Origin of the sequence: Archangium lipolyticum, assembly GCF_024623785.1 — a bacterium.
In the GTDB taxonomy this organism is placed as follows: Bacteria; Myxococcota; Myxococcia; order Myxococcales; family Myxococcaceae; genus Archangium; species Archangium lipolyticum.
In genome coordinates, this window is sequence record NZ_JANKBZ010000006.1 from 86812 (window position 1) to 112891 (window position 26080).

Annotated in this window: 23 protein-coding genes; 10 read left to right on the forward strand and 13 right to left on the reverse strand. The window is 69.1% G+C overall.

Annotated elements, in window-relative coordinates; translation table 11 throughout:
- Nucleotides 1-11: 11 nt before the first annotated feature.
- The gene (locus tag NR810_RS15380; RefSeq protein WP_257453349.1) at nt 12-2276 is read right to left on the reverse strand and encodes a mucoidy inhibitor MuiA family protein; all 2265 of its coding nucleotides are present in this window, start codon (nt 2274-2276) and stop codon (nt 12-14) included.
- Nucleotides 2277-2347: 71 nt separating this feature from the next.
- On the opposite strand from NR810_RS15380, the gene NR810_RS15385 reads away from it, so the two are divergent.
- A complete protein-coding gene (locus NR810_RS15385) occupies nt 2348-2935 on the forward strand; it encodes an NYN domain-containing protein (RefSeq protein WP_257453350.1) in 588 nt (195 codons plus the stop codon).
- A gap of 67 nt (nt 2936-3002) precedes the next feature.
- Here the strand turns inward: NR810_RS15385 and metK are convergent, their stop codons facing one another.
- Entirely contained in the window at nt 3003-4172 is a 1170-nt protein-coding gene (metK, locus tag NR810_RS15390) for a methionine adenosyltransferase (RefSeq protein ID WP_257453351.1), read from the reverse strand.
- Nucleotides 4173-4404: 232 nt separating this feature from the next.
- On the opposite strand from metK, the gene NR810_RS15395 reads away from it, so the two are divergent.
- The 3 genes from NR810_RS15395 (at nt 4405) to NR810_RS15405 (ending at nt 9946) form a co-directional block, all read left to right on the forward strand.
- Complete coding sequence (locus tag NR810_RS15395) at nt 4405-4980, forward strand: Tgt2/MlaC family protein (protein WP_257453352.1); 576 nt, start codon at nt 4405-4407, stop codon at nt 4978-4980.
- A gap of 82 nt (nt 4981-5062) precedes the next feature.
- Nucleotides 5063-7159, forward strand: coding sequence for a site-specific recombinase (locus NR810_RS15400; RefSeq protein ID WP_257453353.1), 2097 nt, complete (start codon nt 5063-5065; stop codon nt 7157-7159).
- 138 nt (nt 7160-7297) lie between these two features.
- Nucleotides 7298-9946, forward strand: coding sequence for an efflux RND transporter permease subunit (locus NR810_RS15405; RefSeq protein ID WP_257453354.1), 2649 nt, complete (start codon nt 7298-7300; stop codon nt 9944-9946).
- Between the two features lie 56 nt (nt 9947-10002).
- Here NR810_RS15405 and ureG read toward each other — a convergent pair whose 3' ends face one another.
- The 5 genes from ureG to NR810_RS15430 form a co-directional block, all read right to left on the reverse strand.
- Nucleotides 10003-10731 carry an urease accessory protein UreG gene (gene ureG, locus NR810_RS15410; protein ID WP_257453356.1) on the reverse strand — a complete coding sequence of 243 codons (729 nt, stop codon included), beginning with the start codon at nt 10729-10731 and terminating at the stop codon, nt 10003-10005.
- Nucleotides 10732-10739: 8 nt separating this feature from the next.
- A complete protein-coding gene (locus tag NR810_RS15415) occupies nt 10740-11402 on the reverse strand; it encodes an urease accessory protein UreF (RefSeq protein WP_257453357.1) in 663 nt (220 codons plus the stop codon).
- 11 nt (nt 11403-11413) lie between these two features.
- Complete coding sequence (ureC, locus tag NR810_RS15420) at nt 11414-13129, reverse strand: urease subunit alpha (protein ID WP_257453358.1); 1716 nt, start codon at nt 13127-13129, stop codon at nt 11414-11416.
- The gene (gene ureA, locus NR810_RS15425) at nt 13126-13890 is read right to left on the reverse strand and encodes an urease subunit gamma (RefSeq protein ID WP_257453359.1); all 765 of its coding nucleotides are present in this window, start codon (nt 13888-13890) and stop codon (nt 13126-13128) included. The genes ureC and ureA overlap by 4 nt, the downstream gene beginning before the upstream one ends.
- A gap of 90 nt (nt 13891-13980) precedes the next feature.
- A complete protein-coding gene (locus NR810_RS15430) occupies nt 13981-14832 on the reverse strand; it encodes an urease accessory protein UreD (RefSeq protein ID WP_257453360.1) in 852 nt (283 codons plus the stop codon).
- Nucleotides 14833-14976: 144 nt separating this feature from the next.
- On the opposite strand from NR810_RS15430, the gene NR810_RS15435 reads away from it, so the two are divergent.
- The 6 genes from NR810_RS15435 to NR810_RS15460 all read left to right on the forward strand — a co-directional run bounded on the left by NR810_RS15435 (nt 14977) and on the right by NR810_RS15460 (nt 21193).
- A complete protein-coding gene (locus NR810_RS15435) occupies nt 14977-16587 on the forward strand; it encodes a xylulokinase (RefSeq protein WP_257453361.1) in 1611 nt (536 codons plus the stop codon).
- Between the two features lie 53 nt (nt 16588-16640).
- Complete coding sequence (locus NR810_RS15440) at nt 16641-18167, forward strand: pyridoxal phosphate-dependent decarboxylase family protein (RefSeq protein ID WP_257453653.1); 1527 nt, start codon at nt 16641-16643, stop codon at nt 18165-18167.
- A 163-nt stretch (nt 18168-18330) separates the two neighbouring features.
- Nucleotides 18331-18957, forward strand: coding sequence for a DUF47 domain-containing protein (locus tag NR810_RS15445; protein WP_257453362.1), 627 nt, complete (start codon nt 18331-18333; stop codon nt 18955-18957).
- A gap of 1 nt (nt 18958) precedes the next feature.
- Nucleotides 18959-19984: an inorganic phosphate transporter gene (locus NR810_RS15450; RefSeq protein WP_257453363.1), complete on the forward strand. Its 1026-nt coding sequence runs from the start codon at nt 18959-18961 to the stop codon at nt 19982-19984.
- Between the two features lie 97 nt (nt 19985-20081).
- Entirely contained in the window at nt 20082-20675 is a 594-nt protein-coding gene (locus tag NR810_RS15455) for an MXAN_6521/LA_1396 family lipoprotein (protein ID WP_257453364.1), read from the forward strand.
- A gap of 5 nt (nt 20676-20680) precedes the next feature.
- Nucleotides 20681-21193: an MgtC/SapB family protein gene (locus NR810_RS15460; protein WP_257453367.1), complete on the forward strand. Its 513-nt coding sequence runs from the start codon at nt 20681-20683 to the stop codon at nt 21191-21193.
- Between the two features lie 140 nt (nt 21194-21333).
- Here NR810_RS15460 and ptsP read toward each other — a convergent pair whose 3' ends face one another.
- Genes ptsP through NR810_RS15490 form a run of 6 tightly spaced genes read right to left on the reverse strand, consistent with a single transcriptional unit; the run spans nt 21334 to nt 25894 of the window.
- A complete protein-coding gene (gene ptsP / locus NR810_RS15465) occupies nt 21334-23097 on the reverse strand; it encodes a phosphoenolpyruvate--protein phosphotransferase (RefSeq protein WP_257453369.1) in 1764 nt (587 codons plus the stop codon).
- A 41-nt stretch (nt 23098-23138) separates the two neighbouring features.
- Complete coding sequence (locus tag NR810_RS15470) at nt 23139-23417, reverse strand: HPr family phosphocarrier protein (protein WP_204225028.1); 279 nt, start codon at nt 23415-23417, stop codon at nt 23139-23141.
- Nucleotides 23418-23440: 23 nt separating this feature from the next.
- Nucleotides 23441-24208: a PTS system mannose/fructose/sorbose family transporter subunit IID gene (locus tag NR810_RS15475; RefSeq protein WP_257453371.1), complete on the reverse strand. Its 768-nt coding sequence runs from the start codon at nt 24206-24208 to the stop codon at nt 23441-23443.
- Entirely contained in the window at nt 24205-24924 is a 720-nt protein-coding gene (locus NR810_RS15480; protein WP_257453372.1) for a PTS sugar transporter subunit IIC, read from the reverse strand. Before NR810_RS15480 ends, NR810_RS15475 begins: the two co-directional genes overlap by 4 nt.
- A 4-nt stretch (nt 24925-24928) precedes the next feature.
- Nucleotides 24929-25414: a PTS sugar transporter subunit IIB gene (locus tag NR810_RS15485; protein ID WP_257453373.1), complete on the reverse strand. Its 486-nt coding sequence runs from the start codon at nt 25412-25414 to the stop codon at nt 24929-24931.
- A gap of 33 nt (nt 25415-25447) precedes the next feature.
- A complete protein-coding gene (locus tag NR810_RS15490) occupies nt 25448-25894 on the reverse strand; it encodes a PTS sugar transporter subunit IIA (protein ID WP_257453374.1) in 447 nt (148 codons plus the stop codon).
- Between the last annotated feature and the right edge of the window lie 186 nt (nt 25895-26080).

Consider the following 26080-nt stretch of genomic DNA (forward strand, 5'->3'; position numbering starts at 1 on the left):
GGCGGCTCCTCCTACTGGTACTGCTCCAGGCGCCAGCCCTTGGGGTGGCGGACGGTGTACAGGAAGGACACCACCGTCTTCTCCGAGGGCGGCACCATCAGGCGCCACATCAACGTGCCCTTGTCCTTGTCCTGCTCGGCATAGGGCTCGGTGCGTACGAGCTTCACCTCCACGTCACCGCTGCGCGACAGCGGCCACTGGTCGAGGATGCGCACCGGGAGGGCGAAGGGGTACGGGTTGGCCACCTCGATGGTGACGAGGTACTCGGTGATTTCGTCCTTGCCGATGAAGCCCTTCTCGGAGGTCATGAGCTTCACGTTGCGCACGGGGCGCACCGCGGAGTCGACGCCGAGCGGCAGGGTGAAGGGCTCGCCCGGCGACACCAGGGTGAGCCGGGCCTGTCCCGCGGGGTCCGCACCGACGAAGAGCTGCGCCTCGCCGCCGGGCATCACCTGCCGGGATGGGCTGCGCAGCTCCGCCACGAGGAAGGCATTCGGGGTGAGGGCGGGGTACAGCTTGCGCTCCACCTGCACGGGCCAGGTCTCGGTGAAGAGGGGGACGCGCCGCTCGCCCCCGCCGCTGCGCACCGTCTCGCGGCGCTGCGCGGGGAAGGACAGGGCATGGCCCCCGGCGAGCGAGGCGGGCAGGTTCGGCTCCAGCACGGGCCGCCGCCAGCCCTCCGGCGGCGCGAGGCCCACGGGCACGTCCACCGGAGGCGGAGACCAGGAGCCGCCCCCACTGACGGAGTACGCACTGGCCCCGGGGGCGAGCTCGGCGAGGCTCTCGAAGGAGCGCGTTGCGCCCCCCTTGCCGCCGGGACGGTTCACCGCGATGCGCTTGATGAACTCCTCGTCGACGTTGACCCCCGTCGCAGTGGAGCCCTCGTCGAGGGTGTGCGGCGCGGCCACCACGGCGATCTGCTCGGAGAACATCTCCGACAGCAACTCCGCGTTCACGCGGACGGTGCGGGACGCCCGCAGCTGGACCTCGGAGCGCACGAAGGGTTTGAACGCTTCCTTCTCGAATCGCAGGGAATAGACGCCGGCCGGCAACAGGGGAAAGCGGTAGTTGCCCTGCGCGTCCGTCACCACCACCTGCTCGCCGGCCAGAACAGGCGAGGTCGCGGTGACGACCGCGTCCGCGAGGGGCTTCTTGTCGTCCGCGTTCACGAGGGTGCCGACGAGGGTGCTGTCACCCACCGGGGCTTGTGACGGAGTGGGCGGAGTGCGCGTCCGCTCGGCCTCTGCTGGGGGCTGCGGCGCCGGGGTGGTAGCCGGATTGGCCTGGACGGTGAGAGCGAGGAGGCGGGAGCGGATGCGCTCGTCCTCGTTGGGCTCCTGGGGAGGAGAACGAGGCGTGGGCGGCGGGCCGCGCCAGGAGTCGGCGACGGGGGCGGGAGTGGGGATGAAGCGCTCGCGCTGGCCGATCTTCCAGGTGGTGGGCCTCGGCGCGGTGGTGGCGGTGGCGGGGAGGGCGGTGCTGAGCGTGAGCGCGGCGTCCTCCCAGTCCTCGCCGGTCTGCTGGCTGACGCGCCCGGAGAAGGCCACCTCCACGCGGTTGGACGCGGGATCGAGCCGCAGCTCATAGGAGGGGTACCAGCGAGCCCCCGAGGTGACGTAGGTGAGCGTGAGCGTCGCGGGGCCCTGGCCCAAGAGGGTGGGGATGACCTCCACTCCCGGGCGCGGAGGCGTGGCACCAAGCTGCCGCGCCTCCCGGACGCGCTGGGAGAGCTCGCGATCGAGCGACTCCTCGCGCTGGGACACCTCGCGCAGCTTCGCCTGGAGACGGGCAGTGGTCTCCACCACGAAGCCGGTGGCGGCGCGCCAGCCGGAGGCATCGAGCCGGGAGGGGCTCTGGGCGGCGGCCTTCCTCTGGGGGTTGGGGGCGGCGTCCTGGGTGACGACGGGCCGCACCTGGCCGAGCGCGGTGAGCTGGGCGGCGTAGGCCTCGTGCTCGGCGCGGGCCTGGGCGATCTGATCATCGAGCCGCTCCAGCTCGGTGACGAGCCGGCGGGCCTCGGTGGCGGGAAGGGCCTGGGAGTCCACGGAGCGGATGTCCACGCGGGCCACCTCGGCGCCCTGGGCCTCCACGCGGATGCTGGAGGGGTCCACCGAGCCATACAGCGGGGGCAGCTCCACGCGCTGGGTACCGGAGAGCGTCACCTTCGCGGTGCGCACCACGCGGGCCCGGTCACTGTAGACGGTGACCGAGGTGACGGGCGCATCCACCGCGGCGAGCCACAACGCGCTCAGGGCCGACAGTCCGAGGACAGGCATCGTCCATTTGTACCGTTCCGGAGGAGGTGCCGTCACCTGCCGCCCCGGGGCATCGGGTATCCTCTCCAGCCATGTCTTCCGCACGCCCCCCCGCAGCTTCCTATGTGCTCATCGACGCGGAGAACGTCGACTGGGCGGTGTCCAATGTCGTGGGACGCAAGCCCGAACCCCAGGACCGTGTGCAATTCGATCGGCTGGTGGCCTTCTGTGAGAGCCACTTTCCGACCCCCGTGCGCTGCGTGGTGGTGCTCAACGCCAGGAGCGAGCAGCTGCCGGATGTGATGATCGGCTTCGTGCGCGCCCTGAAGACCGCCGGCTGCGAGGTGGCGCTCCTCTATGGCCGGCCCGACCAGAAGGTGGTGGACCTGGGCATCCTCAAGCTCATGGAGGCCATCCGCACCCAGCGCCCCAAGGCCGCGGTCGCGCTCGCCAGCCACGATGGAACCGACTTCGCGGACGCCCTGCGCGCGATGCTCGAGGAGAAGCGGCGGGTGGCGATCCTCGGACTGCGCGAGTACATGAGCCAGCGGTTCCGCGAGCTCGTCCCGGCCGGGCTGGAGATCCTGGATCTCGAGATGAACGCCAAGGTGTTCCAGCGGCCACTGCCGCGCATGTTGCCGGTTCGCGTGGACGAGTTCGACCCCACGCTCTTCCTGTAGGGGGAAAAACAAAACGCGCGTGAGCCACCGGGGCTCACGCGCGTCTGGACAGCGGATCCGCTTTCTTTCAGACAGCCTTCAGGCGGGGGCTCGCCACCGCCTCACGCAGGGCGTCCTTCTTGTCGGTGCGCTCCCAGGTGAACTCCTTCTCGGAGCGGCCGAAGTGACCGTACGCGGCGGTCTTCTGGTAGATGGGCCGCAGCAGGTCCAGGTACTCGGTGATCTCGCGCGGCTTGAGGCCGAACGTCTGCCGGATGGCCGCCTGGATCTTCTCCTCGGGCACGGTGGCCGTGCCGAAGGTCTCCACCAGGACGCTCACGGGCTCGGCCACGCCGATGGCGTAGGACACCTGCACCTCGCAGCGGCGCGCGAGACCCGCGGCCACCACGTTCTTGGCGATGTGGCGGCCCATGTACGCGGCCGAGCGGTCCACCTTCGACGGATCCTTACCGGAGAAGGCGCCGCCACCGTGACGGCCCATGCCGCCGTAGGTGTCGACGATGATCTTCCGGCCCGTCACGCCCGAGTCACCCATGGGGCCGCCGATGACGAAGCGCCCGGTGGGGTTGATGAAGATCTTCGTCTTGGCGTCGATGAGCTTCTTGGGCAGCGCCTTGGCGATGACGTCCTCGCGGATCGCCTCGTGGATCTTCTTGTTGGACACGTCGTCGGAGTGCTGCGTGGACACCACGACCGCGTCGATGCGGGCCGGGCGGCCGTTGCGGTACTCGACGGTGACCTGGCTCTTGCCGTCCGGGCGCAGCCAGTCGTGCGTCTTGCGGCGCACGTCGGCCAGGCGCCGGGTGAGCGCGTGGGCGTAGTGGATGGGGGCCGGCATGAGATCCGGCGTCTCGTCGCAGGCGTAGCCGAACATCATGCCCTGGTCGCCAGCGCCCTGCTCCTTCTTGTTGTCCACGCCCCGGGCGATGTCCTGGCTCTGGCCCTCGATGGCCACCATGACGCCGCAGGTGTGGCCGTCGTAGCCCATGGAGCTATCGGTGTAGCCGATGCGGCAGATGGTGCTGCGGACGATCTTCGGGATGTCGACGTAACAGTTGGTGGTCACCTCGCCAGCGACGATGGCCAGGCCCGTCTTCACCAGGGTCTCCACGGCCACGCGGCCCTGGGGATCCTTGGAGAGGATGGCGTCCAGCACGCCGTCGGAGATCTGGTCAGCGATCTTGTCCGGGTGCCCTTCAGTGACGGATTCGGAGGTGAACAGGTAGTCGGTCGGCATGTCTTCTTCAGAGGAGGGAAGTCGCTCGCCGCTGCTGCGGCGTCAAACGCGGGCACACTAGACGTTGGGCTCTAAAGGAGTCAAACCCGGAAGAGGCCCGAAAAATTCACGCCGCCCCCTCCTGGCAGGCAGCCCGCCCCCCGGGCCCTCCACAGGATGGCGCGTGAATTTCACGCGTCCCGGGCCGTTCCATTGGGCTACAGAGATTGCCCTCTCCTCAGGAAGGATCCGAATGAACGCTCGTCTCCGCTCCCTCGCCGTGCTGGCCACCCTCACTCTCGCCCTGCCCGTCCTGGCCGCGCCCAACGAGACCGTGGCCAAGCCGGTGAAGACGGTCGTGCAGTCCGTGCGCTACAGCAAGGATGACCTGGCCATCAAGCAGCTCGCCAACGAGGAGCAGGGCCGCTTCCTGCTCGGCGAGGACTGGGAGAAGGGCACGGATGCCCAGCGCAAGGAGTTCATCCAGCTCTTCAACAAGCTCTTCTCCAAGATCGCCTTCCCCAAGGTGCGCGAGAACTTCAAGAACCTGGCCTCCATCACCTACGAGGATCCCGTGCTCGAGGGGGACAAGGCGAAGGTGAAATCCACCGTCATCATCGAGCACCCGATGAAGAAGCAGGAGATGAAGCTCCAGTACTCGCTGGTGAAGACCCAGGGCGCCTGGAAGGTGCTGGACGTGGCGGTGCTCGGCGACTCGATGCTCACCGGCATCCGCGATGACCAGGTGCGGCCCATCATGCAGCAGGGCGGCTGGGACCACCTGCTGGACCTGATGCGCAAGAAGGACGCCGAGCTGTCCAAGAAGTAACTCCCCCTCGCGCTCGGGGGCCGGGCGGACAGGCCCTCGTGGCGCCCCGGGAATGACGCGCATGAGGTAGAAAGACGGGCCGATGTCCCGTCCCCTCCCCCAGCCCGCCCCCGTGCGCGAAGGGCGTTCCTCCCGCGAGGTGGACGCCTTCTGCGTCCAGTTCGCCCCACGCGCCCCGGGACACCCCGCCGTCAGGGACCTGCAGAAGCTCCTGGCCGACATACCCGAGGAGGGCCTGGAGGCCCGCCTGGAGTGGGTGGAGCGGTGCGTCGACTGGTTGAGAGATCCCAAGCCCGCCCTGGGGCTGATGGAGCCCGCCGAGCCCGAGGCTCCCGCCGGGGTGACGCGCCTGGCCCTGCTGGTGCGCGTGCTGGAGACCCGGGCCTCGGCCCGCGAGCCCGTGGCCGCCCTGGTACGCGAGGTGATGGGCGCCACGAGCGGGTTGAAGCTCTTCTCCCAGGTGGGCCTGCCCGCCGGGTTGGGCTTCTTCGGAGAGGTGTTCGACCGGCTCGCGCACCGCCTGCTGCCCTCGCCCCCCGAGAACCACCAGCTCTCCGAGCTGCTGCCACGCCTCTTTCCCCAACCCGCGGACGCCGCCTGGGTGGAGGCCCTGCCTCCGGCACTGCTGGCACGGCTGTCCACGCTGTTGGGAGGCGGTGCCCGGCCTCCCGCGCGGGAGCCGGAGGCGGTGGTGCGCGCCGACCTGGTGGATGCCCTGGGCCTGCTGGCGGTGCAGACGGCGGCCCTGGGACTGACCGAGGACGTACGGGACCGCTGCCCGGAGGTGTCCTTCCGCGCCTCGCCCTTCCTCAAGCTGCGCCGGGTGTGCGAGGGCGTCCAGGCCCGCGACGCCGAGCCGGACTCCCTGCGCGAGCTGCGCGACGTGATGGAGGAGTGCCGGCAGGTGGTGGCCATCGTCTCCAGCCACCTCGAGCAGTACGGGGTGAGCGTGGACCTGGTGTACCGGCTGGAGCGCATCCGCCGGAGCCTGGAGCGCATGGAAGCCATCGCCCGGGTGCTGGGCGCCGATCCGGGCATGCCCCGCTGGCGGGAGGGACTCGCCCTGGTGGCGGACCTGCTGCGCCGGGCGCACGCGGACCACTCCATGCGCTCGCTGGTGGCGGGCAACGCGCGGCTGCTGGCGCGCAAGGTCATCGAGCGCGCGGGCCACTCGGGCGAGCACTACATCTCCACCACGCGGGCCGAGTACCACCGCCTGGTGCACTCGGCGGCGGGCGGAGGGCTCATCACCGCCTTCACCGCCGGCATCAAGCTGTACTCCGCCACGCTCGCGCTGGCGCCCTTCTTCTACGGGCTGTCCCTGGCGGGCACCTACGTGGCCAGCTTCCTGATGATGCAGGTGACGGGCTCCACGCTGGCCACCAAGCAGCCCTCCATGACGGCGGCCACGCTGGGGAGCTCCATCGGCCAGGGCAGCTCCAACGGGCGGCTGTCGCACCTGATGGAGCTGATTCCCCGCATCACCCGCTCGCAGCTCGCCACGGCCGTGGGGAACATGGGCACCGTGCTGCCGGCGGCGGTGGGACTGTCGATGGCCTTCGCCTGGTGGAAGGGGCACCCGCTGCTCAACCAGGCCCAGGCGCACTACGTGGTGGACGCGCTGCACCCCTGGCGCAGCGGCACCATCGTCTACGCGGCGCTGACGGGCGTGCTGCTATGGCTCTCCAGCCTCGTGGCCGGGTGGTTGGAGAACTGGGCGGTGTATCGCCGCCTCCCCGAAGCGCTCGCGTACCACCGGGGGCTGAGGCGGGTGCTGGGCGACTCCGGGGCGAAGAGGCTGGCGGACGTCTTCTCGAACAACATCGCCGGACTGGGTGGCAACGTGAGCATCGGCGTCCTGCTGGCGCTGCCGCCGATCGTCGGCGCCTTCTTCGGGCTACCGCTGGACGTGCGCCACGTGACGCTGTCCTTCGGGCAGCTGTGTCTGGCGGGTTATGCCCTGGGGCCCGACGCCATCCTGCGGCCGGACTTCCTCGCCGCCCTGGTCGGCATCGGCATCACCCTGGCCATCAACTTCGGCGTCTCCTTCTCGCTCGCCCTGGGAGTGGCCCTGCGAGCGCGCGACGTCCCCCTGGCCGAGGTGATGCGGCTGGTGCGGCTCATGTCTGCTCGCTTCCTGAGAGAGCCCCGCCTCTTCCTGCTCCCTCCCAGGACCTGACCGGGGACGTAGGATACGGGAATACCCTCACCCTGGCCCTCTCCCAGGGGGAGAGGGGATTGACGCGGGGCGGCCGAGCAGCCGAGGGCCTTCACCGTGCTTCTGGTGGGCTCGGTTCTCCTATAGGGTCCGCGCCGAATGAGTGACTCGACCCACAAGCCTCCGCGCCTTGCTCTCGCCTATGCCGGACTGCTCGTCCGCAGGCCCGGGCTGGTCCTCCTCGCGATCCTCGCCCTCTTCGGCGTGTCGATGTGGGGAACCCTCAAGCTGACCATCAACTCCAACCAGCTCGACCTCATCTCGCAGGACCTGCCCGAGGTGAAGGAGGTCAAGCGCGTCATCGACATGGTCGGTGGCAGCGGCTACCTCATGCTCGCGCTGCGCGGTGATGACGAGGCCACGCTCAAGAAGGTCTCCGACGACATCGCCGCGAGGCTGCTGGCGGACAAGGAGCACGTCCGCTTCATCACCTACAAGGTGCCCGTCGAGTTCGTGCAGCAGAACATGGCCCTCTTCATCAAGACGGAGGACCTGTCCGAGGGCAAGCGCCGCATCATGGCCTGGCTCAAGGATCAGCTGCGCCGCAACAACCCCTTCTTCATCGAGATCCAGAAGACCGAGCCGGTCAAGCTCGAGCTGACGGACCTCATCGACAAGTACAGCAGCGTCGGCAAGAAGAGCATCCGGGACGACTACTACATCTCCAATGACCGCAAGATGGTCCTCGTCCTCATCAAGCCGATGTGGGACTCCAACCAGCTGGGCAAGACGAAGGACTTCGTCGAGCAGCTGCGCAAGGATCTGGCGGAGTACGGCAAGTCCGGCGGCGTGAAGCTGACCGAGGACTACGAGAAGATGGGCAACACCCAGGAGGTCTTCTACGGCTTCACGGGCTCGTACAAGACGTCGGTGGACGACTCGTACGCCATCGAGGAGTCGCTCCAGCCGGTGTCGCTCATCGCCTTCGCGGCCATCTTCCTCATCACCATCCTGGCCTTCCGCAAGTGGGTGCCCACGATCATCGTGTCCAGCGGCACGGTCATCGGCACCATCATCACCATGGGCTTCACCTACGCCACCGTGGGTGAGCTCAACATGATCACCAGCATCCTCGGTGGTCTGTTGATGGGGTTCGGCATCGACTACGGCATCCACTTCATCTTCCGCACGCGGCTGGAGCTGGGCCAGGGCAAGCCCTACGACGAGGCCATCCGCGACGCGGTGGTGAACGCGGGCCGGCCGGCGCTGGTGTCCGCGGTGGTGACGTCGGGCTCGTTCTTCGTGCTGATGATCAGCGAGTTCCGCGGGTTCAGCCAGTTCGGCTTCCTGGCCGGCTGCGGCACCTTCATCATCGGCGTGCTGCTCTTCGCCTGGAGCCCGGCACTGCTCGCGCTGGCGGGCCGCATCAACCCCGAGTTGCCCAAGAAGCTCATCGGCGAGATGAAGCCGCCGGCCACGCAGAGCGCCAGCACGGGCAAGGAGCTGCGCATCCCCCGGCCCGGCCTGGTGCTCGTGGTGGGCACCATCATCGTGGGCTTCATGTGCGCCTTCGCCATCCCCTGGAGCGACGTGGACGTGCCCACGGACAAGCCCGCCACCCTGGCGGAGCGCATCAAGGCCGGCGTGCGCTTCAACTACAACAGCCGTGCCCTCATCCCCGAGGGCCAGCCGTCGGTGAAGCTGCAGGATGAGATCAGCGCGCGCTTCAACATCTCCAGCGATCCCATCGCCGTCTATTCCAAGACGCTGGAGGAGGCGAAGGCCATCTACGACGAGCTCTCCGACCCCAAGAACAAGGAGAAGTACTCCGCCATCGACCAGGTGGTGAGCATCTACACCTTCGTCCCGCCGCCGGAGACGGCCGCGGCCAACGCGAAGATCCTCCAGGAGTGGAAGGAGGAGCTGAAGGACATCGACGTGGAGGCGCTGCCTCCGGAGGCCCAGGAGAAGGCGGCCCTCTTCATGAAGATGCTGGAGGCCCGGCCCTTCGACGTGCACGGGGTGCCGGACATCTACGCCTCGCAGTTCGTCCACCTGCCGGAGACGAAGCCGGAGAACCACGGCTACCTGACGTTCATCTACCCGAACGTGGACCTGTGGGACGGCAAGAAGATGCTCACCTTCGTCGACCAGACGAGCAACATCCCCACCCCCGAGGTGAAGGATGCGTCGGGCAAGGTGATCGCCGAGGCGCAGGTGCGGCGTGCGGCGGGCGCGGCGCCCCTGTTCGCGCGGCTGGCGCGCATCGTGCTCGCCGATGGCCAGCTGACGGTCATCCTGGTGACGTTGTGGATCCTGCTGATGCACTTCCTGGACTTCCGCAACGTGAAGCTGGCGCTGGCCTCCGTCATCCCGCTCACGGTGGGCCTGGCGATGATGCTGGGCATCATGACGCTGGCGGACCTGCACCTGAACTTCATGAACATCATCATCCTGCCCATCCTCCTGGGCTTCGGGGTGAGCCACGGCCTGTACCTGCTGCACCGCTACCTGGAGGGCACCTCGCCCGTGGTGGCGCTGCGCAGCGTGGGCGCGGCGGTGGCCTCGTCCACGCTGACGACGGCCGCGGGCTTCGCCGCCCTGCTCGCCGCCAGCCACAACGGCCTGAAGTCCATGGGCATCGTGGCGTGCATCGGCCTCATCACCACCCTGGTGGTGTCCTTCACGGTGCTCGCCGCGGTGATGCAGGTGATGTGGGACCGGCTGCCGCGCAAGCTCCAGGAGGGCGTGCAGCACGCGTCCACCCCGGGGCAGCCCTCCGCCTCCGACAAGTCCGAGGCGGCCTGAAGCACTCGCGGTGAGGTGGAAAGCCCGGCGAGGGAGTGAAGCTCGCCGGGTAGCCGTCAGGCGGCGCCCGTGGCCTTGCGCCACGCGGAGAGCAGGTGGTCGATGACCTCCTGCAGCCCCACGCCCTTCGTCACCTGGGTGAAGACGAAGGGCCCGTCCCCCCGCATCTTCCGCGCGTCGCGCTCCATCACCGACAGGTCCGCGCCCACGTGCGGCGCCAGGTCCGTCTTGTTGATGACCAGCAGGTCCGACTGCGTGATGCCCGGCCCGCCCTTGCGCGGCACCTTGTCCCCGCCCGCCACGTCGATGACGTAGACGGTGTAGTCCGCCAGCTCGCGGCTGTACTGCGCCGCCAGGTTGTCGCCCCCGCTCTCCACGATGAGCAGCTCGGGCTTCAAATCCTCCATGAGCTCCTCGAGCGCCAGCAGGTTGTGGCTGATGTCCTCGCGGATGGCCGCATGCGGGCACCCGCCCGTCTCCACCGCCTTGATGCGCTCGGGCGAGAGCGCCTTGTTGCGCACCAGGAACTCGGCGTCCTCCTTGGTGAAGATGTCGTTGGTCACCACGCCCAGCCGGTAGTTGTCCCGCAGCGCCCGGCACAGCGCCAGCACCAGCGCCGTCTTCCCGCTCCCCACCGGTCCACCGATGCCGATGGTGAAGGACCGGTTCGAGAAGTCCCGCGTCTGGGGCTTCTCGCGCTCGTGGTAGTGGCCCGGATGGTCCCACTCCTCGTGCGTGTGGTCGTGGTCATCATCATGGCCGTGGCCGCGGTGGTCGTCGTGCATGGTTCACCTCAGGAAAGGAAGAGCCGCGAGTAGAGCCGGTCGTGCGTGGCGCCGAGCAGGTCCATCAGCGGTGACGTCTGGGCCAGCGACTCCACGCCCAGCCCGGCGCAGGCCTCGAGCACCTCGTCGAGCAGCGGGGCGCACTGGTGTTGGAGCTGGTGGGACTCGTGCGTGCCCACGATGCCCATCCGCACCGCCGCGGACAGCGTCCCCCGCAGCGTGAGGGACAGGAGGAGCTGCTGCGCGTCCGGCAGCTCGACGTCCAGCGCGCGCAGCACCGCCCCGAAGAGGGGGGCGTGGTGGTAGCGGGACTTCGCGTCCCGGGCAGCCTGCCGCAGTGGCGCCACCGGCTCGGGGAAGATGCGCGCGCACGTGTCCAGGAAGGCCCGCCCCTGGGTGCGGCTCGCCCGGTTGGCCACGTGGTTGGTGAGGAAGGACTCCGCGCGAGCATCCAGGGCCACCAGCGAGGAGGGCTCGCGCCAGGCCGCGCTCAGCAGCGGCAGGGCCCCGTGTCCCGTCTGCCAGAGCAACTCACGGGCGAAGCGCTCCAGGCCCTCGCGGCCGCGCACCTCGCCGTGCTGCACCGCCGCCTCCAGTCCCCCCGAGTGCGCGAAGCCCCCGGTGGGAAAGCCCGAATCGGCCAGTTGCAGCACCCTCCACGGGTAGCCCATGGCCCGCCCCCTCAGAACAGCGAGTAACGCTGCGCCAGCGGCAACCGGACGGAGGGCTCGCACACGAGCAGCTCGCCATCCGCGCGCACCTCGTACGTCTCCGGGTCCACCGTGAGCCTGGGCAGCGCGTCGTTGAGCTTCATGTCGCGCTTGCCGAGCCCCCGGCACCGGCGCACCCCGGACAGCTGCTTGGTGAGCCCCAGCCCTCGCACCATCCCGTCCGCCAGCGCGCGCCCCGAGACGAAGGCGATGCTGGTGGCCCCCAGCGCCCGGCCCCGCGCGCCGAACATCGGCCGCATGTAATAGGGCTGAGGCGTGGGGATGGACGCTCCCGGGTCTCCCATCTGCCCCCAGGCGATGAAGCCACCCTTGATGACCAGCTCCGGGCGCAGGCCGAAGAAGGCGGGCCGCCACAGCACCAGGTCCGCCAGCTTCCCCACCTCCACCGAGCCCACCTCGTGCACCAGGCCGTGGGCGATGGCCGGGTTGATGGTGTACTTGGCCACGTAGCGGCGGATGCGCAGGTTGTCGTTGTCGCCCCGCTCCTCGCGCAGGCGCCCGCGCTGCTCGCGCATCTTGTGCGCCGTCTGCCACGTGCGGGTGATGACCTCGCCCACCCGTCCCATCGCCTGGCTGTCCGAGGACATCATGCTGATGGCCCCCAGGTCGTGCAGGATGTCCTCCGCGGCGATGGTGCTCCCCCGGATGCGGCTCTCGGCGAAGGCCACGTCCTCGGGAATCTCCCGGTCCAGGTGGTGACACACCATGAGCATGTCCAGGTGCTCATCCAGCGTGTTCACCGTGTACGGACGCGTGGGGTTCGTCGAGCTCGGCAGGACGTTGGCCTCGCCACACACGCGGATGATGTCCGGGGCGTGTCCACCGCCAGCGCCCTCCGAGTGGTACGTGTGGATGGTGCGGCCCTTGAAGGCGGCGATGGAGTCATCCACGAAGCCCGACTCGTTGAGCGTGTCCGTGTGGATGGTGACCTGGATGTCCTCGCCCTCGGCCACCGACAGGCAGTTGTCGATGGTGGCCGGCGTGGTGCCCCAGTCCTCGTGCAACTTCAGGCCGATGGCCCCGGCGGCGATCTGCTCCAGCAGGCCTTCGGGCCGCGAGGTGTTGCCCTTGCCGGTGAGGCCGATGTTGAGCGGCAGCGTGTCCGTGGACTCCAGCATGCGCCGGATGTTCCACGCGCCCGGCGTACACGTGGTGGCGTTGGTGCCCGTGGCCGGCCCCGTGCCACCACCCACCCAGGTGGTGATGCCGCTGGCGATCGCCTCGTCCGCCTGCTGCGGGCAGATGAAGTGGATGTGCGAGTCGATGCCGCCCGCCGTGACGATGAGCCCCTCGCCGGCAATGGCCTCGGTGGTGACGCCCACCACCATGCCCGGCGTCACCCCCGCCATCACGTCCGGGTTGCCCGCCTTGCCGATGCCGGAGATGCGCCCGCCCTTGATGCCGATGTCCGCCTTGTAGATGCCCGTCCAGTCGACGATGAGCGCGTTGGTGATGACGCAGTCCAGCGCCTCGGCGTCCCCCACCCCGGCCTTCTGGCCCATGCCGTCGCGCAGCACCTTGCCGCCGCCGAACTTGCACTCGTCCCCGTAGACGGTGAGGTCCTTCTCCACCTGCGCCAGCAGCCCCGTGTCGCCCAGCCGGACCCGGTCGCCCGTGGTGGGACCGAACATGTCCGCGTAGTGACGGCGATCCATCTTCCGGCTCATGCGCCCTCCTCGTGTCCGAAGCCGCGCGAGGCCACCTGGGCCAGGGCCCGCTCCTGGTTCTCCGGCGTCACCGGGCCCGAGCCCAGCGCGTTGCCGCCCTGGACCACCCGCGCTCCCGCGATGGGCACGAGCGACACCGTCTTCTTCTCCCCGGGCTCGAAGCGCACCGCCGTGCCCGCCGGGATGTCCAGCCGCCGTCCGTACGCCCTGGCCCGGTCGAAGACGAGGCCCCGGTTCGTCTCGAAGAACGGGTAGTGGCTGCCCACCTGCACGGGACGGTCTCCCGTGTTGGTGACCTCCACGGTGACGGTGTCGCGGCCCTCGTTGAGCACCAGCTCGCCCGGTTGCACGAGCACCTCGCCCGGCCGCACCTCCTCGTGCGGTGGCCGTGCGAAGCGCTCCGGCGACGGCACGGGCAGGAAGCTGCCGTAGAGCGCCAGGGACAGATCGCCGTGCTCGGCCTCGATGGGGTGGTGCACCGTCACCAGCTTCGAGCCGTCCGGGAAGGTGCCCTCCACCTGCACCTCCGCCACCATCTCCGGCACGCCCTCCATCACCTGCGCGCGCCCCAGGAACTTCCGCCCCAGGTCCATCAGCTCCGCCACACTCCGGCCGTCACGGATGAACTCGAGAAGCTGGGTGGCGATGAGCGCCACCGCCTCGGGGTAGTTGAGCCTCACCCCTCGTGCCAGTCGCTTCTGGGCCAGGAAACCCGCGCCATGCAGCAGCAGCTTGTCGATCTCACGCGGCGACAGGTGCATGCATCCCTCCAGGGAGTCCCCAGGCCCGAAGCCGGGAACTCCCGACCACCCTAGCGCGATGCGTCATCCCCTACCAGAACAGGTTGGGACTCACGCCCGGCGTGCCCAGGGGTCATCCCCGAGCATCGGGGAGAGGAAGGACAGCCACTCCCGGGCGGTGCGCAGCAGCACCTCGGCGGAGGTGGCCGCGGCCCGGAGCACCAGGCCATCGGGCCCGAGCGGGCTGGCGGAGCAGACGAGCCCGGCGCGCGGGGTGACGGGCAGGGCCCCCACGTGCCCGGCGAGCGCCTCCCGGGCGGAGGCCAGGGCCGGTCCCACCAGGAGCACGGTGCCGAGCGCGTCGAAGCGGCCGAGCCGCTCGGGGAGGGTCCCATGGTGGGGGTCGAGCAGCCAGCGCTCGTCGAGCAGCGAGCGCCCCTCGCGGTGGACACGGAGCGCGGAGGAGTAGTGCGTGAAGGCCCAGCGCTCACCGTTGGCGCTGCGGCCGGCGGTGACGAGGTCCATCAACACGAGCGAGGCGCCCTGGGCGAGCTGGACGTCCTGGCGCTGTGAATAGCGGGCCCCCGCGAAGCACATGGTGGGGTCCGGCACGAGCGCGAGCAGCGCGCCCTCCGCCACCCGCGCGGACAGGTCGCTGCGGCAGCCACGAGGCGAGCGGTACACGCGATTGGAGCCCTGGCTCGACAGGAGCGCTGCGGCGCCCTCGGCCACGTCCAGCTCCACCGAAAGGTGGTCGCCATCCACCAGCCCCCCTCCGAGCGAGCTGGTGTAGACCCACGCGGCGTGCCCGTGGTTGCGCGGCGTCAGCAGCCGCAAGGGACTGTGCGCGAGCGCGGTGCGCACCACGGTGCGATTGCCCACGCGCTCGAAGGCGAGCCGCGCGTCTCCCGCGCGCCCGGTCCGGGCCATCCCAGGGGACTGGATGTGTTCGCCTCGAATCATCAAAAAGCAAGACTGCCGCAGGAACGGAATGAATGCCACGAGCACAGCACCCTGGAGAGCGTGCTCCCATGGCTTTCCGATAGGAAACGCTCGCGGGCGTACGACACTGGCCCACGGCCTTCGTGGGCCCGTTAGATTACCTCCGTGCCCACCCCCACCAACGCCTCCATTCTCGCCATCGACCTCGGGACCTCGGCCGTCAAGCTGGCGGCCGTCACCACCCGGGGGAAGATCCTCGGCGGCGACGTCGAGCCGCTGGAGCTCGACCTGCTGCCCGAAGGGGGCGCCGAACAGGACCCCGAGTCCTGGTGGACCGCCATCGTCCGCGGCACACGCCGCCTGCTGGACAAGGGCATCGTCCCCGCCAGCGACATCATCGGCATCAACGTCAGCTCCCAGTGGTCCGGCACCGTCGCCGTCGACGCGCAGGGCAAGCCCCTGCGGCCCGCCATCATCTGGATGGACTCGCGCGGTGCCCCCCACGTCCGGCGCGTCGCCAACGGCTTCATGCCCATCGAGGGCTACGGCATCGCCCGGCTGCTCACCTGGGTGCGGTTGACCGGTGGCGCGCCCACCCTCTCGGGGAAGGACCCGCTCGGCCACATCCTCTACCTCCAGAGCGAGCACCCCGAGGTCTACCGCAACACCTACAAATTCCTGGAGCCCAAGGACTGGCTCAACCTGCGGCTGAGCGGCCGGTTCGCCTCCTCCTATGACTCCATCACCCTGCACTGGGTGACCGACAACCGCGACCTCTCGCGCATCAACTACGACGACCGGCTCCTCCAGATGACGGGCATGCCTCGCGACAAGCTGCCCGACCTGGTGCCCGCCGCCACCGTGCTCGGCCCCCTCCAGCCCGAGGCCGCCCGCGCCCTGGGGCTCGGCGACAAGGTCCAGGTCATCACCGGAGCCCCGGACATCCTCGCCGCCGCCGTGGGCTCCGGCGCCGTGCGCGACCACGAGCCCCACCTGTGCATCGGCACGTCCTCCTGGCTCAGCTGCCACGTGCCCTACAAGAAGACGGACGTCCTCCACCAGATGGGCACCCTGCCCTCCGCGCTTCCCGGCCGCTACCTGCTCACCAACGAGCAGGAGTCCGCCGGCATCTGCCTGTCCTTCCTCAAGGACAACATCCTCTTCGGCCACGAGGAGCTCTCCAGCGGGAGCCAGGACGCACACGGCCCGGACTCGGTGGACCTCTACAAGGTCCTCGAGAGGGAGGCCGAGCGCATCCCCGCGGGCAGCGACCAGCTCATCTTCATGCCCTGGCTCAACGGCGAGCGCAGCCCGGTGGACGACCAGCGGCTGCGCGGCGGCTTCTTCAACCAGTCGCTCAAGACGACCCGCGGGCACATGGTGCGCGCCGTGCTCGAGGGCGTGGCCTACAACTCCCGCTGGCTCCTCACCTACGTGGAGAAGTTCGTCGGCCGCAAGCTGGAGCCCATCCGCATCATCGGCGGCGGTGCCCGCTCCAAGCTGTGGTGTCAGATCGTCGCGGACGTGCTGGACCGGCAGATCCACCAGGTGGACGAGCCCGTGCTCGCCAACGCGCGCGGCGCGGCGTTCCAGGCCGCCCTGGCGCTCGGACACCTCACGGTGGAGGAGCTCCCCTCGCTCGTCCCCATCGCCAACACCTTCGAGCCCAACCCCAAGCACCGCGGGCTCTACGACGAGCTCTTCCGGGAGTTCGTGAACCTCTACAAGTGCAACAAGGCCATCTTCGCGCGGCTCAACCGGGCCAGGAGCGCTTGACGATGAAGAACGAGATGAACGCGTCAGAACGACCTTTGGATGGGAAGAACACCATGGATCTGCCCGAGCTCGGAACGAACCTCCTCAACCGCGTCCCTCCCCGGCTGCTGTCGGCGGCGGAGCGCTACCTCAAGAGCGTCCCCCTGCTGCGCAACCGGCTGGCGAAGGAGACGGACTCCATGCTGGCCGGGCTGGAGGGCGACCTGAAGCCCTACCGCGGGCAGCTCCCCACCTTCGCCACGCTCCCGCCCAAGGGCCTCTCGCACGAGCAGGTGCTCAACGAGATGGGCCAGATGAAGGAGAAGGAGGAGCACCGCTGGAAGGACGGGCTCGTCTCGGGGGCCGTGTACCACGGCGATTCCGAGCACATCGACTTCCTCAACCGCGTGTACGCCATCAACTCGCAGAGCAACCCGCTGCACGCGGACCTCTGGCCCAGCGCCACCAAGTTCGAGGCCGAGGTGGTGGCCATGACGGCGCACATGCTCGGCGCCACCGAGGCCAACGCGGGCCGGCCTCCGGAGGAGCACATCTGTGGTGCCCTCTCGTCAGGCGGTACCGAGAGCATCATGCTGGCCATGAAGACGTACCGCGACTGGGCCCGCGAGACGAAGGGCATCACCCGGCCCGAGATGGTGGCCCCCTCCACCGCGCACCCCGCCTTCGACAAGGCCGCGCACTACTTCGGCATCAAGATGGTTCGCGTGCCGGTGGGGCCGGACTACCGCGCGGACGTGAAGGCCACGCGCAAGGCAATCAACCGCAACACCATCGTCATCATCGGCTCGGCGCCGTCGTTCCCCCATGGGACCATCGATCCCATCGAGGAGCTGTCGGAGCTGGCGCGCAAGCGCGGCATCGGCTTCCACACCGACGCGTGCCTGGGCGGCTTCGTGCTGCCCTGGGCGAGGAAGCTCGGCTACCCGGTGCCGGAGTTCGACTTCCGGCTGCCCGGCGTCACCACCATGTCCGCGGACACGCACAAGTTCGGCTACGCGGCCAAGGGCACGTCCGTGGTGCTGTACCGGGGCACCGAGCTGCGCTCGCACCAGTACTTCACCGCCACCGAGTGGCCCGGCGGCATCTACTTCTCCCCCACCTTCTCCGGCAGCCGCCCCGGCGCCCTCATCGCGGCGGCCTGGGCCTCGCTCGTGTCCACCGGTGAGGAGGGCTACCTGGACGCCACGCGCCGCATCCTGGAGACGGCGGACGCCCTCAAGCGCGGAATCCGCGCCATCCCCGGTCTGCATGTGCTGGGAGAGCCGCTCTTCGTCATCGCCTTCGGTTCGGACACCGTGGACATCTACAAGGTGATGGAGCGGATGGGCTCCAGGGGCTGGAGCCTCAACGGTCTGCACAAGCCCGCGGCGGTACACATCTGTGTGACCCAGCGTCACACCCAGCCCGGCGTGGCCGAGCGCTTCCTGGAGGATCTGCGGGCCGCCATCGAGCACGTGCGCGCCAACCCGGGCGAGAAGGGCACCATGGCGCCCGTCTACGGCATGGCGGGCACCGTGCCCTTCCGGGGCATCCTGAGTGACCTGCTCAAGAAGTACATGGACCTGCTCTACAAGGTGTGAGCCGGGAGGGGCCCGCGGCCTGGCCGGGCCCCCGCCGGTACGTCACGAAAGTGTCACAAGCGGTCGAATCTTCGTGCTGGGCGCTTTTACACAGGTGAGGTAGTTCACGCCCCGGTAACGGACGGGTCACGCGCGTGTCACGTCCGGCCGATGGAGAAGCACGATGCTCGAGAAGCTGATGCCCAAGTCGGACGAGTTCTTCGACGACTTCGATGCCCAGTGTGCCGTGACGGTGGAGGGGGCGCGCATGCTGCACGCCCTGCTGAGCGACTACCGGGACGTGGCCACCAAGGTGCAGGCCCTCAAGGACGTGGAGCACAAGGGCGACGAGGTGACGCACACCGCCTTCAACCGGCTGCACAAGCAGTTCATCACCCCGTTCGACCGGGCGCAGATCCACTCGCTGCTGTCGCGCATCGACGACGTGCTGGACCTGACCAACGCGGCGGCGGCCCGGCTGCACTACTACGAGATTCCCTCGAGCCTGCCGGACGCCACCGAGCTGGCGCGGCTGCTGGTGCTCTGCACGGAGAAGGTGCAGGAGGTGGTGGCGGCGCTGCGGCTCATCAAGAAGCCCGAGCAGATCCTCGCCGGCTGCAAGGACATCAAGCGTCTGGAGACCCAGGCGGACGAGGCGCTACGGGCGGGTCTGGGCCGGCTCTTCAAGAGCGGCGCGGATCCGCTCATGGTCATGAAGTGGAAGGAGATCTACGACTTCATCGAGACGGCCACGGACAAGTGCCAGGACGTGGCCAACGTCATCGAAGGCGTGGTCCTGGAGCACTCCTGAGATGCTGCTCACCGCTGTCATCCTCATCGTCGCGGTCGCGCTCATCTTCGATTTCATCAACGGCTTCCACGACGCGGCCAACTCCATCGCCACCGTGGTGTCCACGCGGGTGCTGTCGCCGAACCTGGCGGTGGCCTGGGCGGCCTTCTTCAACTTCGTCGCCGCGTTCGGCGGTGGGGTGAAGGTGGCCAACACCATGGGCAAGGGCATCATCGACTTCGAGATGCTGCGCGCCCAGGGGTCGGAAGCCGTGCTGATGGTCATCTTCTCCGCGCTGATGGGCGCCATCGCCTGGAACCTGCTGACGTGGTGGTGGGGACTGCCCTCCTCGTCCTCGCACGCGCTGGCCGGGGGAATGATTGGTGCCACGCTGCCGGTGCTCGGCTTCGCCGGGCTGGTGGGCTCGGGCATCGCGAAGATCGCCGCCTTCATCGTGCTCTCGCCCTTCATCGGCATGGTGCTCGGCACGGCGCTGATGCTGGTGAGCACGTGGACGGTGCACAAGCAGACGCCCCTGAAGGTGGACACCTGGTTCCGGCGCCTGCAGCTCGTCTCCTCGGCCATCTTCTCCTACAGCCACGGTACCAATGACGCACAGAAGGTGATGGGCATCATCGCGGTGGTGCTCTTCGGCACCATCTGGCGGGACCGGACCTTCCACATCGACTGGTGGATGATCATCTCGTGCCACGCGGCCATCGCCCTGGGCACCTTCTTCGGTGGCTGGCGCATCGTGAAGACGATGGGGCACAGCCTGACCAAGCTGGCCCCCATCGGCGGCTTCGCCGCGGAGACTGGCGGAGGTGTCACCATCATCGCGCTGGCGAAGCTGGGCATCCCCGTGTCCACCACGCACACCATCACCGGCGCCATCGTGGGCGTGGGCTCCACCAAGGGCTGGCGCGCGGTGAAGTGGGGCGTGGCCGGCCGCATCATCTGGGCCTGGGTTTTCACCATCCCCGCCTCGGCTCTCATGGCCGTGCTGGTCTACGGGCTGTCCCGGCTGGTGGTGATGGTCCTGCGGTGAAAGGCCCGCGCGAGGGCATGCGATTCCAGCCCTCGCGTGGTGTAGAACCGGCGCCCCCCTCCCGCGCCGGGAGCGGGACCGGGAGAGGAAACCGACGATGAACCGACTCGCGCTCGTGATGGCACTCGCGCTGCTCGCCGGCTGCGCCACCGTGAAGAACAGCCGCGTCCGCCCCGACTACGAGACCGTGGACAAGACCCAGGTCAAGCGCCTGGCCGTGGTCACCCAGCCGCTCCCCGACAACATCCAGAAGGTGGGCGAGCTGTGGAGCCTCATCGCCCGCCGCTACGTCAACCAGAACCGCGACTTCATCGCCAAGGCCAACATCGCCATCAACGGCAACCCCGAGGACACCTCCTTCAAGGGCCTGTGCGTCGAGGGCATCGAGGGCGTCCTCTGGCTCTCCCCCTCCGTGACGCGCACCGGCACGGGCGTGGAGGCCGCCGTGAAGGCCCAGTTGCTCCGCTGCCGCGATGGTCAGGAGGTCTGGGGCGCCGAGGCCGCCGGCAGCTGGCCCTCCGAGGACGACCGCTACAAGGAGCTCACCGCCCAGTACTCCACCGAGCTCGGCCCCGACGTCACCCCCTACGTCGCCCCCACCTTCCGGCTCCTCAGCGCCACCCTCGACACCCTCCCCCGCCCGCAGCTCGGCGAGAGCGATGTCGAGGAGAAGATCGAGCTCGGGGAGTAGCCCTCATGGTGGACCAGGGCACCGCCGTCCTCCGGCTCTGCATCGCCTTCGGTCTCGCGTTCGCGCTCGGCCTCGAGCGCGAGCTGCGCGGGCAGGGGGCCGGGCTGCGCACGCACATCCTCGTCAGCCTCGGCTCCTGCCTCTTCACCCTGTGCAGCCTCTTCGCCGCGCCACCGCTCGACGTGGACACGCCCCAGGAGGTCCGGGCCGACATCACCCGCATCGCCAGCCAGGTCGTCGTCGGCATCGGCTTCCTCGGTGGTGGCACCATCCTCCGCCACGGCGCCACCGTGAAGGGTCTCACCACCGCCGCCAACCTGTGGCTCACCGCCTCCGTCGGGCTCGCCGTCGGGCTCGGGTTCCCTCTCGTCGCCGCGGCCACCACCGGGCTCGCCCTCTTCACCCTGGTCGGTCTCCGCTTCTTCGAGCGCGCCATCCTCCACGTCCGCAAGCGGTACCGGCTCACCGCCGACAGCGACACTTCCGCCCAGGGAGGGAATCAGAAGGAGGGAGAGTAGGGCTCGCCAGGGCCCGGCACCTGGGCCGCCAGGGCTCACATCGGGTGTGACTCGGGGGCAACCCGGGAGGAGCAATACCCTCACCCCGTCCCTCTCCCAGAGGGAGAGGGGTTGTTGGGTGGATGGGTAGACAGGGCTCGTCAGTCCAGCGAGGCGAAACGCTTGTCCATCTCCGTCCGGATGAAGCGCTCGATTTCTTCCGCCGTCGTCAGATCCATCGCCGTCTCGAGCATCTGCTGCGCCTCCACCCGGCTCGTCTGCCGGATGAAGCTCTTCACCGTCGGAATCTGTCCCGCCGTCATCGACAGCTCGTCGAAGCCCAGTGCCAACAGCACCAGCGCGTACACCGGGTCTCCCGCCATCTCCCCGCACATCGCCACCGGGATTCCCGCGTCCTTCGCCGCCGTCACGATGCTCTTGAGCGAGCGCAGCACCGACAGGTGCAACGGCTTGTACAGGTACGCCACGTCCCGGTTCTGCCGGTCGATCGCCAGCGAGTATTGGATGAGGTCGTTCGTCCCCACCGAGAAGAAGTCCGCCTCCTGCGCCAGCCGGTCCGCGATGAGCGCCGCGCTCGGCGTCTCCACCATGATGCCCACCGGGAAGCGTTTGCCGAGCGGCACCCCCGCGCGCCCCAGCTCCGTGCGGCAGGCCTCCAGCTCGCTCCGCGCCTCGCGCAGCTCGCTCATCCCGCAGATGAGCGGGAACATCATCCGCATGTTCCCGTGCACGCTCGCCCGCAGCAGCGCCCTGAGCTGCACCCGGAACAACTCCCGGTTGGCCAGGCAGTAGCGGATGGCTCGCAAGCCCATCGCCGGGTTGGGCTCCTTCTCGTGCTTGCCCTTCCCCGGCACCTTGTCTCCGCCCAGGTCCAACGTGCGGATGGTGACCGGCCTGCCTCCCATCATCTCCAGCACCTGCCGGTACGCCCGGTAGTGCTCCTCCTCCGTCGGCGGGCTCTTGCGGTCCAGGAACATGAACTCGGTGCGGTACAGGCCAATGCCCTCCGCGCCGTGGTCCAGCAGCGATTGGATTTCCTCCGGGAACTCGATGTTTCCCACCAGCCGCATGCGGAAGCCGTCCGTGCTCTGCGCCGGCAGATCCTTCTCCGACAACGCCCGCGCCTCGCTCTCCTGGTGCCGGCGCATCGTCTCGTGGAAGAGCGCGAGCTGGTCCTCCGTGGGGTTCACCAGGATGATGCCCCTGGCCCCGTCCATCGCCACCAGGTCGCCCGGGGAGATCTGCTCGCTGGCCCGGCCAGCTCCCACCACCGCCGGCGTCGAGCGGGCGCGCGCCACGATGGCCGTGTGGCTCGTCTGCCCGCCCAGGTCCGTGACGAAGCCCGCCACCCGCCCGCTGCGCGCCATCAGCGCCGCGTCCGCCGGCGACAGGTCGTGCGCCACCACCACCGCGTGGTCCGGCAGCGTCACCTCCTCGTCCACCACCTGCCCCAGCAGGTTGCGCACCACCCGGTCCGCCACGTACTCCACGTCCGAGCGCCGCTCCCGGAAGTACTCGTCCGGGATGTTGTCGAAGAGGTGCTTGAGCTTGCGCGCCACCCTCCTCACCGCCCACTCCGCGTTGATGCGGTCCTCCACGATGAGCCGGTTCACCTCGTCCACGAACATCGGATCGTGGAGCATCAACCGGTGCGCCTCGAGGATGAGCGCGTGCTCGGGGCCTTCCGTCTTGGAGATCTGCTCCTTGAGCTCGGACAGCTGGCGGTCGGACAGCTCCAGCGCCGTCTTCATCCGCATGCGCTCGGGGTCGACCTCGGCCTCGGCCAGCCGAAGCTTGGGCGTGCGCACCCGCTTGCGATCCAGGATGTAGGCGTGGCCCACCGCCACGCCCGGGGAGGCGCCGATGCCCTTCAGACTCAACGTGGGGGTGGCCTGGCTGCTCACGGTTCCTTCTTCGTCTGCGGCGACTCGCCGCGCGGGGTTGGTCACTTCGACTCGCCGAACCTGTTGGCGATGAGCTTCTGGATGTCCTGCAGGCACGCCTCGGCGTCCTCGCCCTTGCACGTCACCGTCACGTGCATGCCCTGTGCGGCCGCCAGCATCAGCACGCCCATGATGGACTTGGCATTGGCCTTCTGGCCCTCGCACAAGAGCGTCACCTCACTCTTGTAACGGTTGGCCACTTGCACCAACTGCGCCGCCGCCCGGGCATGCAGCCCGAGCGCGTTGATGATTTCAAATGTCCCTTCGGCCACACTCGACATTGCCAGTCCCTATTCTCCCTCTTCTAAAGGAAGGCTCCGGCCGCACAGGCAAGGCCCGCGGCGAGGTAGAGCACCACGTAGTTGGGAACCCGACGCGACACCAGAAAGTAGGACAGTACCCCCAGGGCCAGGCAGCCCGCGGACAACAGGGGCGCGAACCGGCCCCCCGCGTTGGCGCCGAAGGTGACCGCCAGCCAGGCGGCCAGCCCGCCAGCACACGCCGCCGCCACCGCCCGCAGCCGGGCGCCCCGGGTGGGGAGGTTGGCCCGCGCCACCGCCTCCACCAGCCTGTCCCCCAGCGACAGTCCCAGCAAGTACAGCCGGGCGCGGAGCGTCAGGTGGACGAGGTTGTAGAGGAAGAGGAAGAGCACCGCCGCCCACGCCGCCAGCACCGGCACCAGCGCCGCGCACACCGCCCCCGTCGCCGGCTTGAGCGACAGCCAGAAGAAGCCGTCCCCCAGCGCCGCCAGCGGGCCCATGAGCGCCGCCTTGAAGGCCACCACCTTGTCCGGCGGCTCCTCGCCCCGGGCAATCCGCTGCTCGTGGTAGAGGACGCCTCCCACGATGGCCGCCGCCACGTAGGGGTGGGTGTTGAAGAAGACCAGGTGGCGGCGCACCGCCGTCTCCAGGTCCTGCTTCTCCGGATAGAGCCGCTCCAGGGCCGGGTAGAGGGCGTAGGCCAGCCCCAGGTTCTGCATGCCCTGCGGGTTCCACGAGGCCTGCAGGAAGAGCGAGCGCAGGAAGACGCGCAGCAGCACTCCCCGGCTGAGCGGCGGGCTGGCCACGCTCATGAACATCCCCGCAGGGTGGTGAGGAGGACGACCACCCCGGTGACGACGGCGGCACCCACGCCGGCGTACACGGGGGCGCGCCGGGCATGGCTGCCCTTCGCGGCGAGAGAGGCAGCCACCGAGGCCATGGCCGGGTAGGCCCACGCCAGGCCGCGCAGCAGGGGCAGGGGCATCCGCTCCAGCAGCGGCCCGATGAAGAAGCCCGCCAGCGCGCACGAGGCCGTCATCGCCCCGAAGAGGACGAAGTGGGGCCACATGCCCCAGAGGTTCTGCTGCATGGCCCGGGTGAGCTGGCCGGCTTCGGCCGAGGCCATGGCCTTGCGGGCCAGCCGCGCCGAGTAGCGCTCCAGGCCCCGGTCCACCCGCTGCCCCACGCGCCCCAGTCCCACGAAGAGGAGCACCGCGAGCGACCAGAGGGCCGGGGTGGAGCCCGCGCCAGTGGCCGCCGCCATGGTGGCCGCCGCCGCCGAGGTGCCGGTGGCCGACAGCGTGTCGTTGTCCGGCAACGAGGCGCCCAGGTTCGCCGTCCCCAGGTGGAAGAGCTCCAGCAGCATGCCCACGAAGAGGCCCGAGGGCACGTCGTTGAGCAGCAGCCCCATGACGGTGGCCGACACCAGGGGACGGGAGAACATGGCCTGGAGGAAGGCCTTGCGCTCCACCGCGACGAGGCCGCCCCAGACGCCAGCGAGCGCCACCTGGGTCCAGCCCACGCTCACGAACTCACCCGGCCTTTCCCCAGCGCTCTTGCAGCTCCGGCAGCTCCACCGGCTTCTCCACCGGCACCGCCCTCGCCTCCACCCGTACCCCCTCGCCCGCCAGCCGCTGCAACGCCTGCAGCTCCGACTCGGCCAGGAAGACGGACGGGGACACCTGCCGCCGGCCCGTCCCGAAGTGCACGTTGCCCAGGTTGAGCTGATCCACCTTCAGCCCGTGCGCCTGGGCGAAGGGGACCGCCGCCACGTCCCGCAGCAGCACCAGCGTCTTCACCGCATCCTTCGAGATGCCCGCGAAGTCCACCTGCGCCAGGGGAAGAATCTGCACCTCGATGGCGCTCTGCACCGCCAGGGCCATGGCGGCACGCACCAGCGGGCTCGAGGCCGCCTCGTCGTCAGCGACGACGACGCGCGAGACCTTCAGGTGGGGGAGCCAGGCCTCGACGACCTGACCATGGATGAGGCGGTTGTCGACGCGGACCAGGGTGATCACGGCAGACTCGAATCGCCCACCCTTGGGGGGCCGTCAAGTTCGCGGCACGTCCTGCTGACGCTGCTGGGCCTCTCGCAACAGGGCCGACGCACAGGTGATGTTGCGCTGACCATAGGAAGCCAACTGCGTGGCCATCTCCGGCAACGGCAGCTCCTCGGAACGCAGGGAGTTGGCCTTCAGGAGCATGGGAAGATTGACGCCCGCGAGCACTTCCAGCTTACCCGACTGGCAGCGCTCCGAACACATCATCAGCGACTCCTTGCAGGGAGTGCCGCCGAAGAGGTCGGCCATGACGATGACGCCATCGCCCTGGTCCACGCCGCTGACCGCCTGCCTCATCTTCACCCGGAGATCCTCCACCGAGGTCCCAGGCTCGATGTTGCAGGTCGCCACCGCGGGCAGCTTGCCCACGATCTGCTCAGCGGTCGCCACCAGCTCGTCCGCCAGACGTCCGTGCGATGCCACTACGAGGCCGACCATGATCACCTCTCACCAGCCCCCCCGGGCTGCCTGACTACGCCTGAATGGTGCGATGCGCAACCCCCACCGAAAGTTTCCGCTGGCACCCAAGCCTGCTCCCTACCCCATCCCACCTCCCCTTGCAGGAAGAACGTAAGACAGGTCCCGCTCCACCGCCCGCAATTTCACCGCCCAGGAAACGAAGGG

Excerpts from the sequence above, each read along its gene's own strand:
- NR810_RS15380 (WP_257453349.1), bottom strand. The coding sequence starts at position 2,276 with ATGCCTGTCCTCGGACTGTCGGCCCTGAGCGCGTTGTGGCTCGCCGCG.
- NR810_RS15385 (WP_257453350.1), top strand. The coding sequence starts at position 2,348 with ATGTCTTCCGCACGCCCCCCCGCAGCTTCCTATGTGCTCATCGACGCG.
- metK (WP_257453351.1), bottom strand. The coding sequence starts at position 4,172 with ATGCCGACCGACTACCTGTTCACCTCCGAATCCGTCACTGAAGGGCAC.
- NR810_RS15395 (WP_257453352.1), top strand. The coding sequence starts at position 4,405 with ATGAACGCTCGTCTCCGCTCCCTCGCCGTGCTGGCCACCCTCACTCTC.
- NR810_RS15400 (WP_257453353.1), top strand. The coding sequence starts at position 5,063 with ATGTCCCGTCCCCTCCCCCAGCCCGCCCCCGTGCGCGAAGGGCGTTCC.
- NR810_RS15405 (WP_257453354.1), top strand. The coding sequence starts at position 7,298 with ATGAGTGACTCGACCCACAAGCCTCCGCGCCTTGCTCTCGCCTATGCC.
- ureG (WP_257453356.1), bottom strand. The coding sequence starts at position 10,731 with ATGCACGACGACCACCGCGGCCACGGCCATGATGATGACCACGACCAC.
- NR810_RS15415 (WP_257453357.1), bottom strand. The coding sequence starts at position 11,402 with ATGGGCTACCCGTGGAGGGTGCTGCAACTGGCCGATTCGGGCTTTCCC.
- ureC (WP_257453358.1), bottom strand. The coding sequence starts at position 13,129 with ATGAGCCGGAAGATGGATCGCCGTCACTACGCGGACATGTTCGGTCCC.
- ureA (WP_257453359.1), bottom strand. The coding sequence starts at position 13,890 with ATGCACCTGTCGCCGCGTGAGATCGACAAGCTGCTGCTGCATGGCGCG.
- NR810_RS15430 (WP_257453360.1), bottom strand. The coding sequence starts at position 14,832 with ATGATTCGAGGCGAACACATCCAGTCCCCTGGGATGGCCCGGACCGGG.
- NR810_RS15440 (WP_257453653.1), top strand. The coding sequence starts at position 16,641 with ATGGATCTGCCCGAGCTCGGAACGAACCTCCTCAACCGCGTCCCTCCC.
- NR810_RS15445 (WP_257453362.1), top strand. The coding sequence starts at position 18,331 with ATGCTCGAGAAGCTGATGCCCAAGTCGGACGAGTTCTTCGACGACTTC.
- NR810_RS15450 (WP_257453363.1), top strand. The coding sequence starts at position 18,959 with ATGCTGCTCACCGCTGTCATCCTCATCGTCGCGGTCGCGCTCATCTTC.
- NR810_RS15455 (WP_257453364.1), top strand. The coding sequence starts at position 20,082 with ATGAACCGACTCGCGCTCGTGATGGCACTCGCGCTGCTCGCCGGCTGC.
- NR810_RS15460 (WP_257453367.1), top strand. The coding sequence starts at position 20,681 with ATGGTGGACCAGGGCACCGCCGTCCTCCGGCTCTGCATCGCCTTCGGT.
- NR810_RS15470 (WP_204225028.1), bottom strand. The coding sequence starts at position 23,417 with ATGTCGAGTGTGGCCGAAGGGACATTTGAAATCATCAACGCGCTCGGG.
- NR810_RS15475 (WP_257453371.1), bottom strand. The coding sequence starts at position 24,208 with ATGAGCGTGGCCAGCCCGCCGCTCAGCCGGGGAGTGCTGCTGCGCGTC.
- NR810_RS15490 (WP_257453374.1), bottom strand. The coding sequence starts at position 25,894 with ATGGTCGGCCTCGTAGTGGCATCGCACGGACGTCTGGCGGACGAGCTG.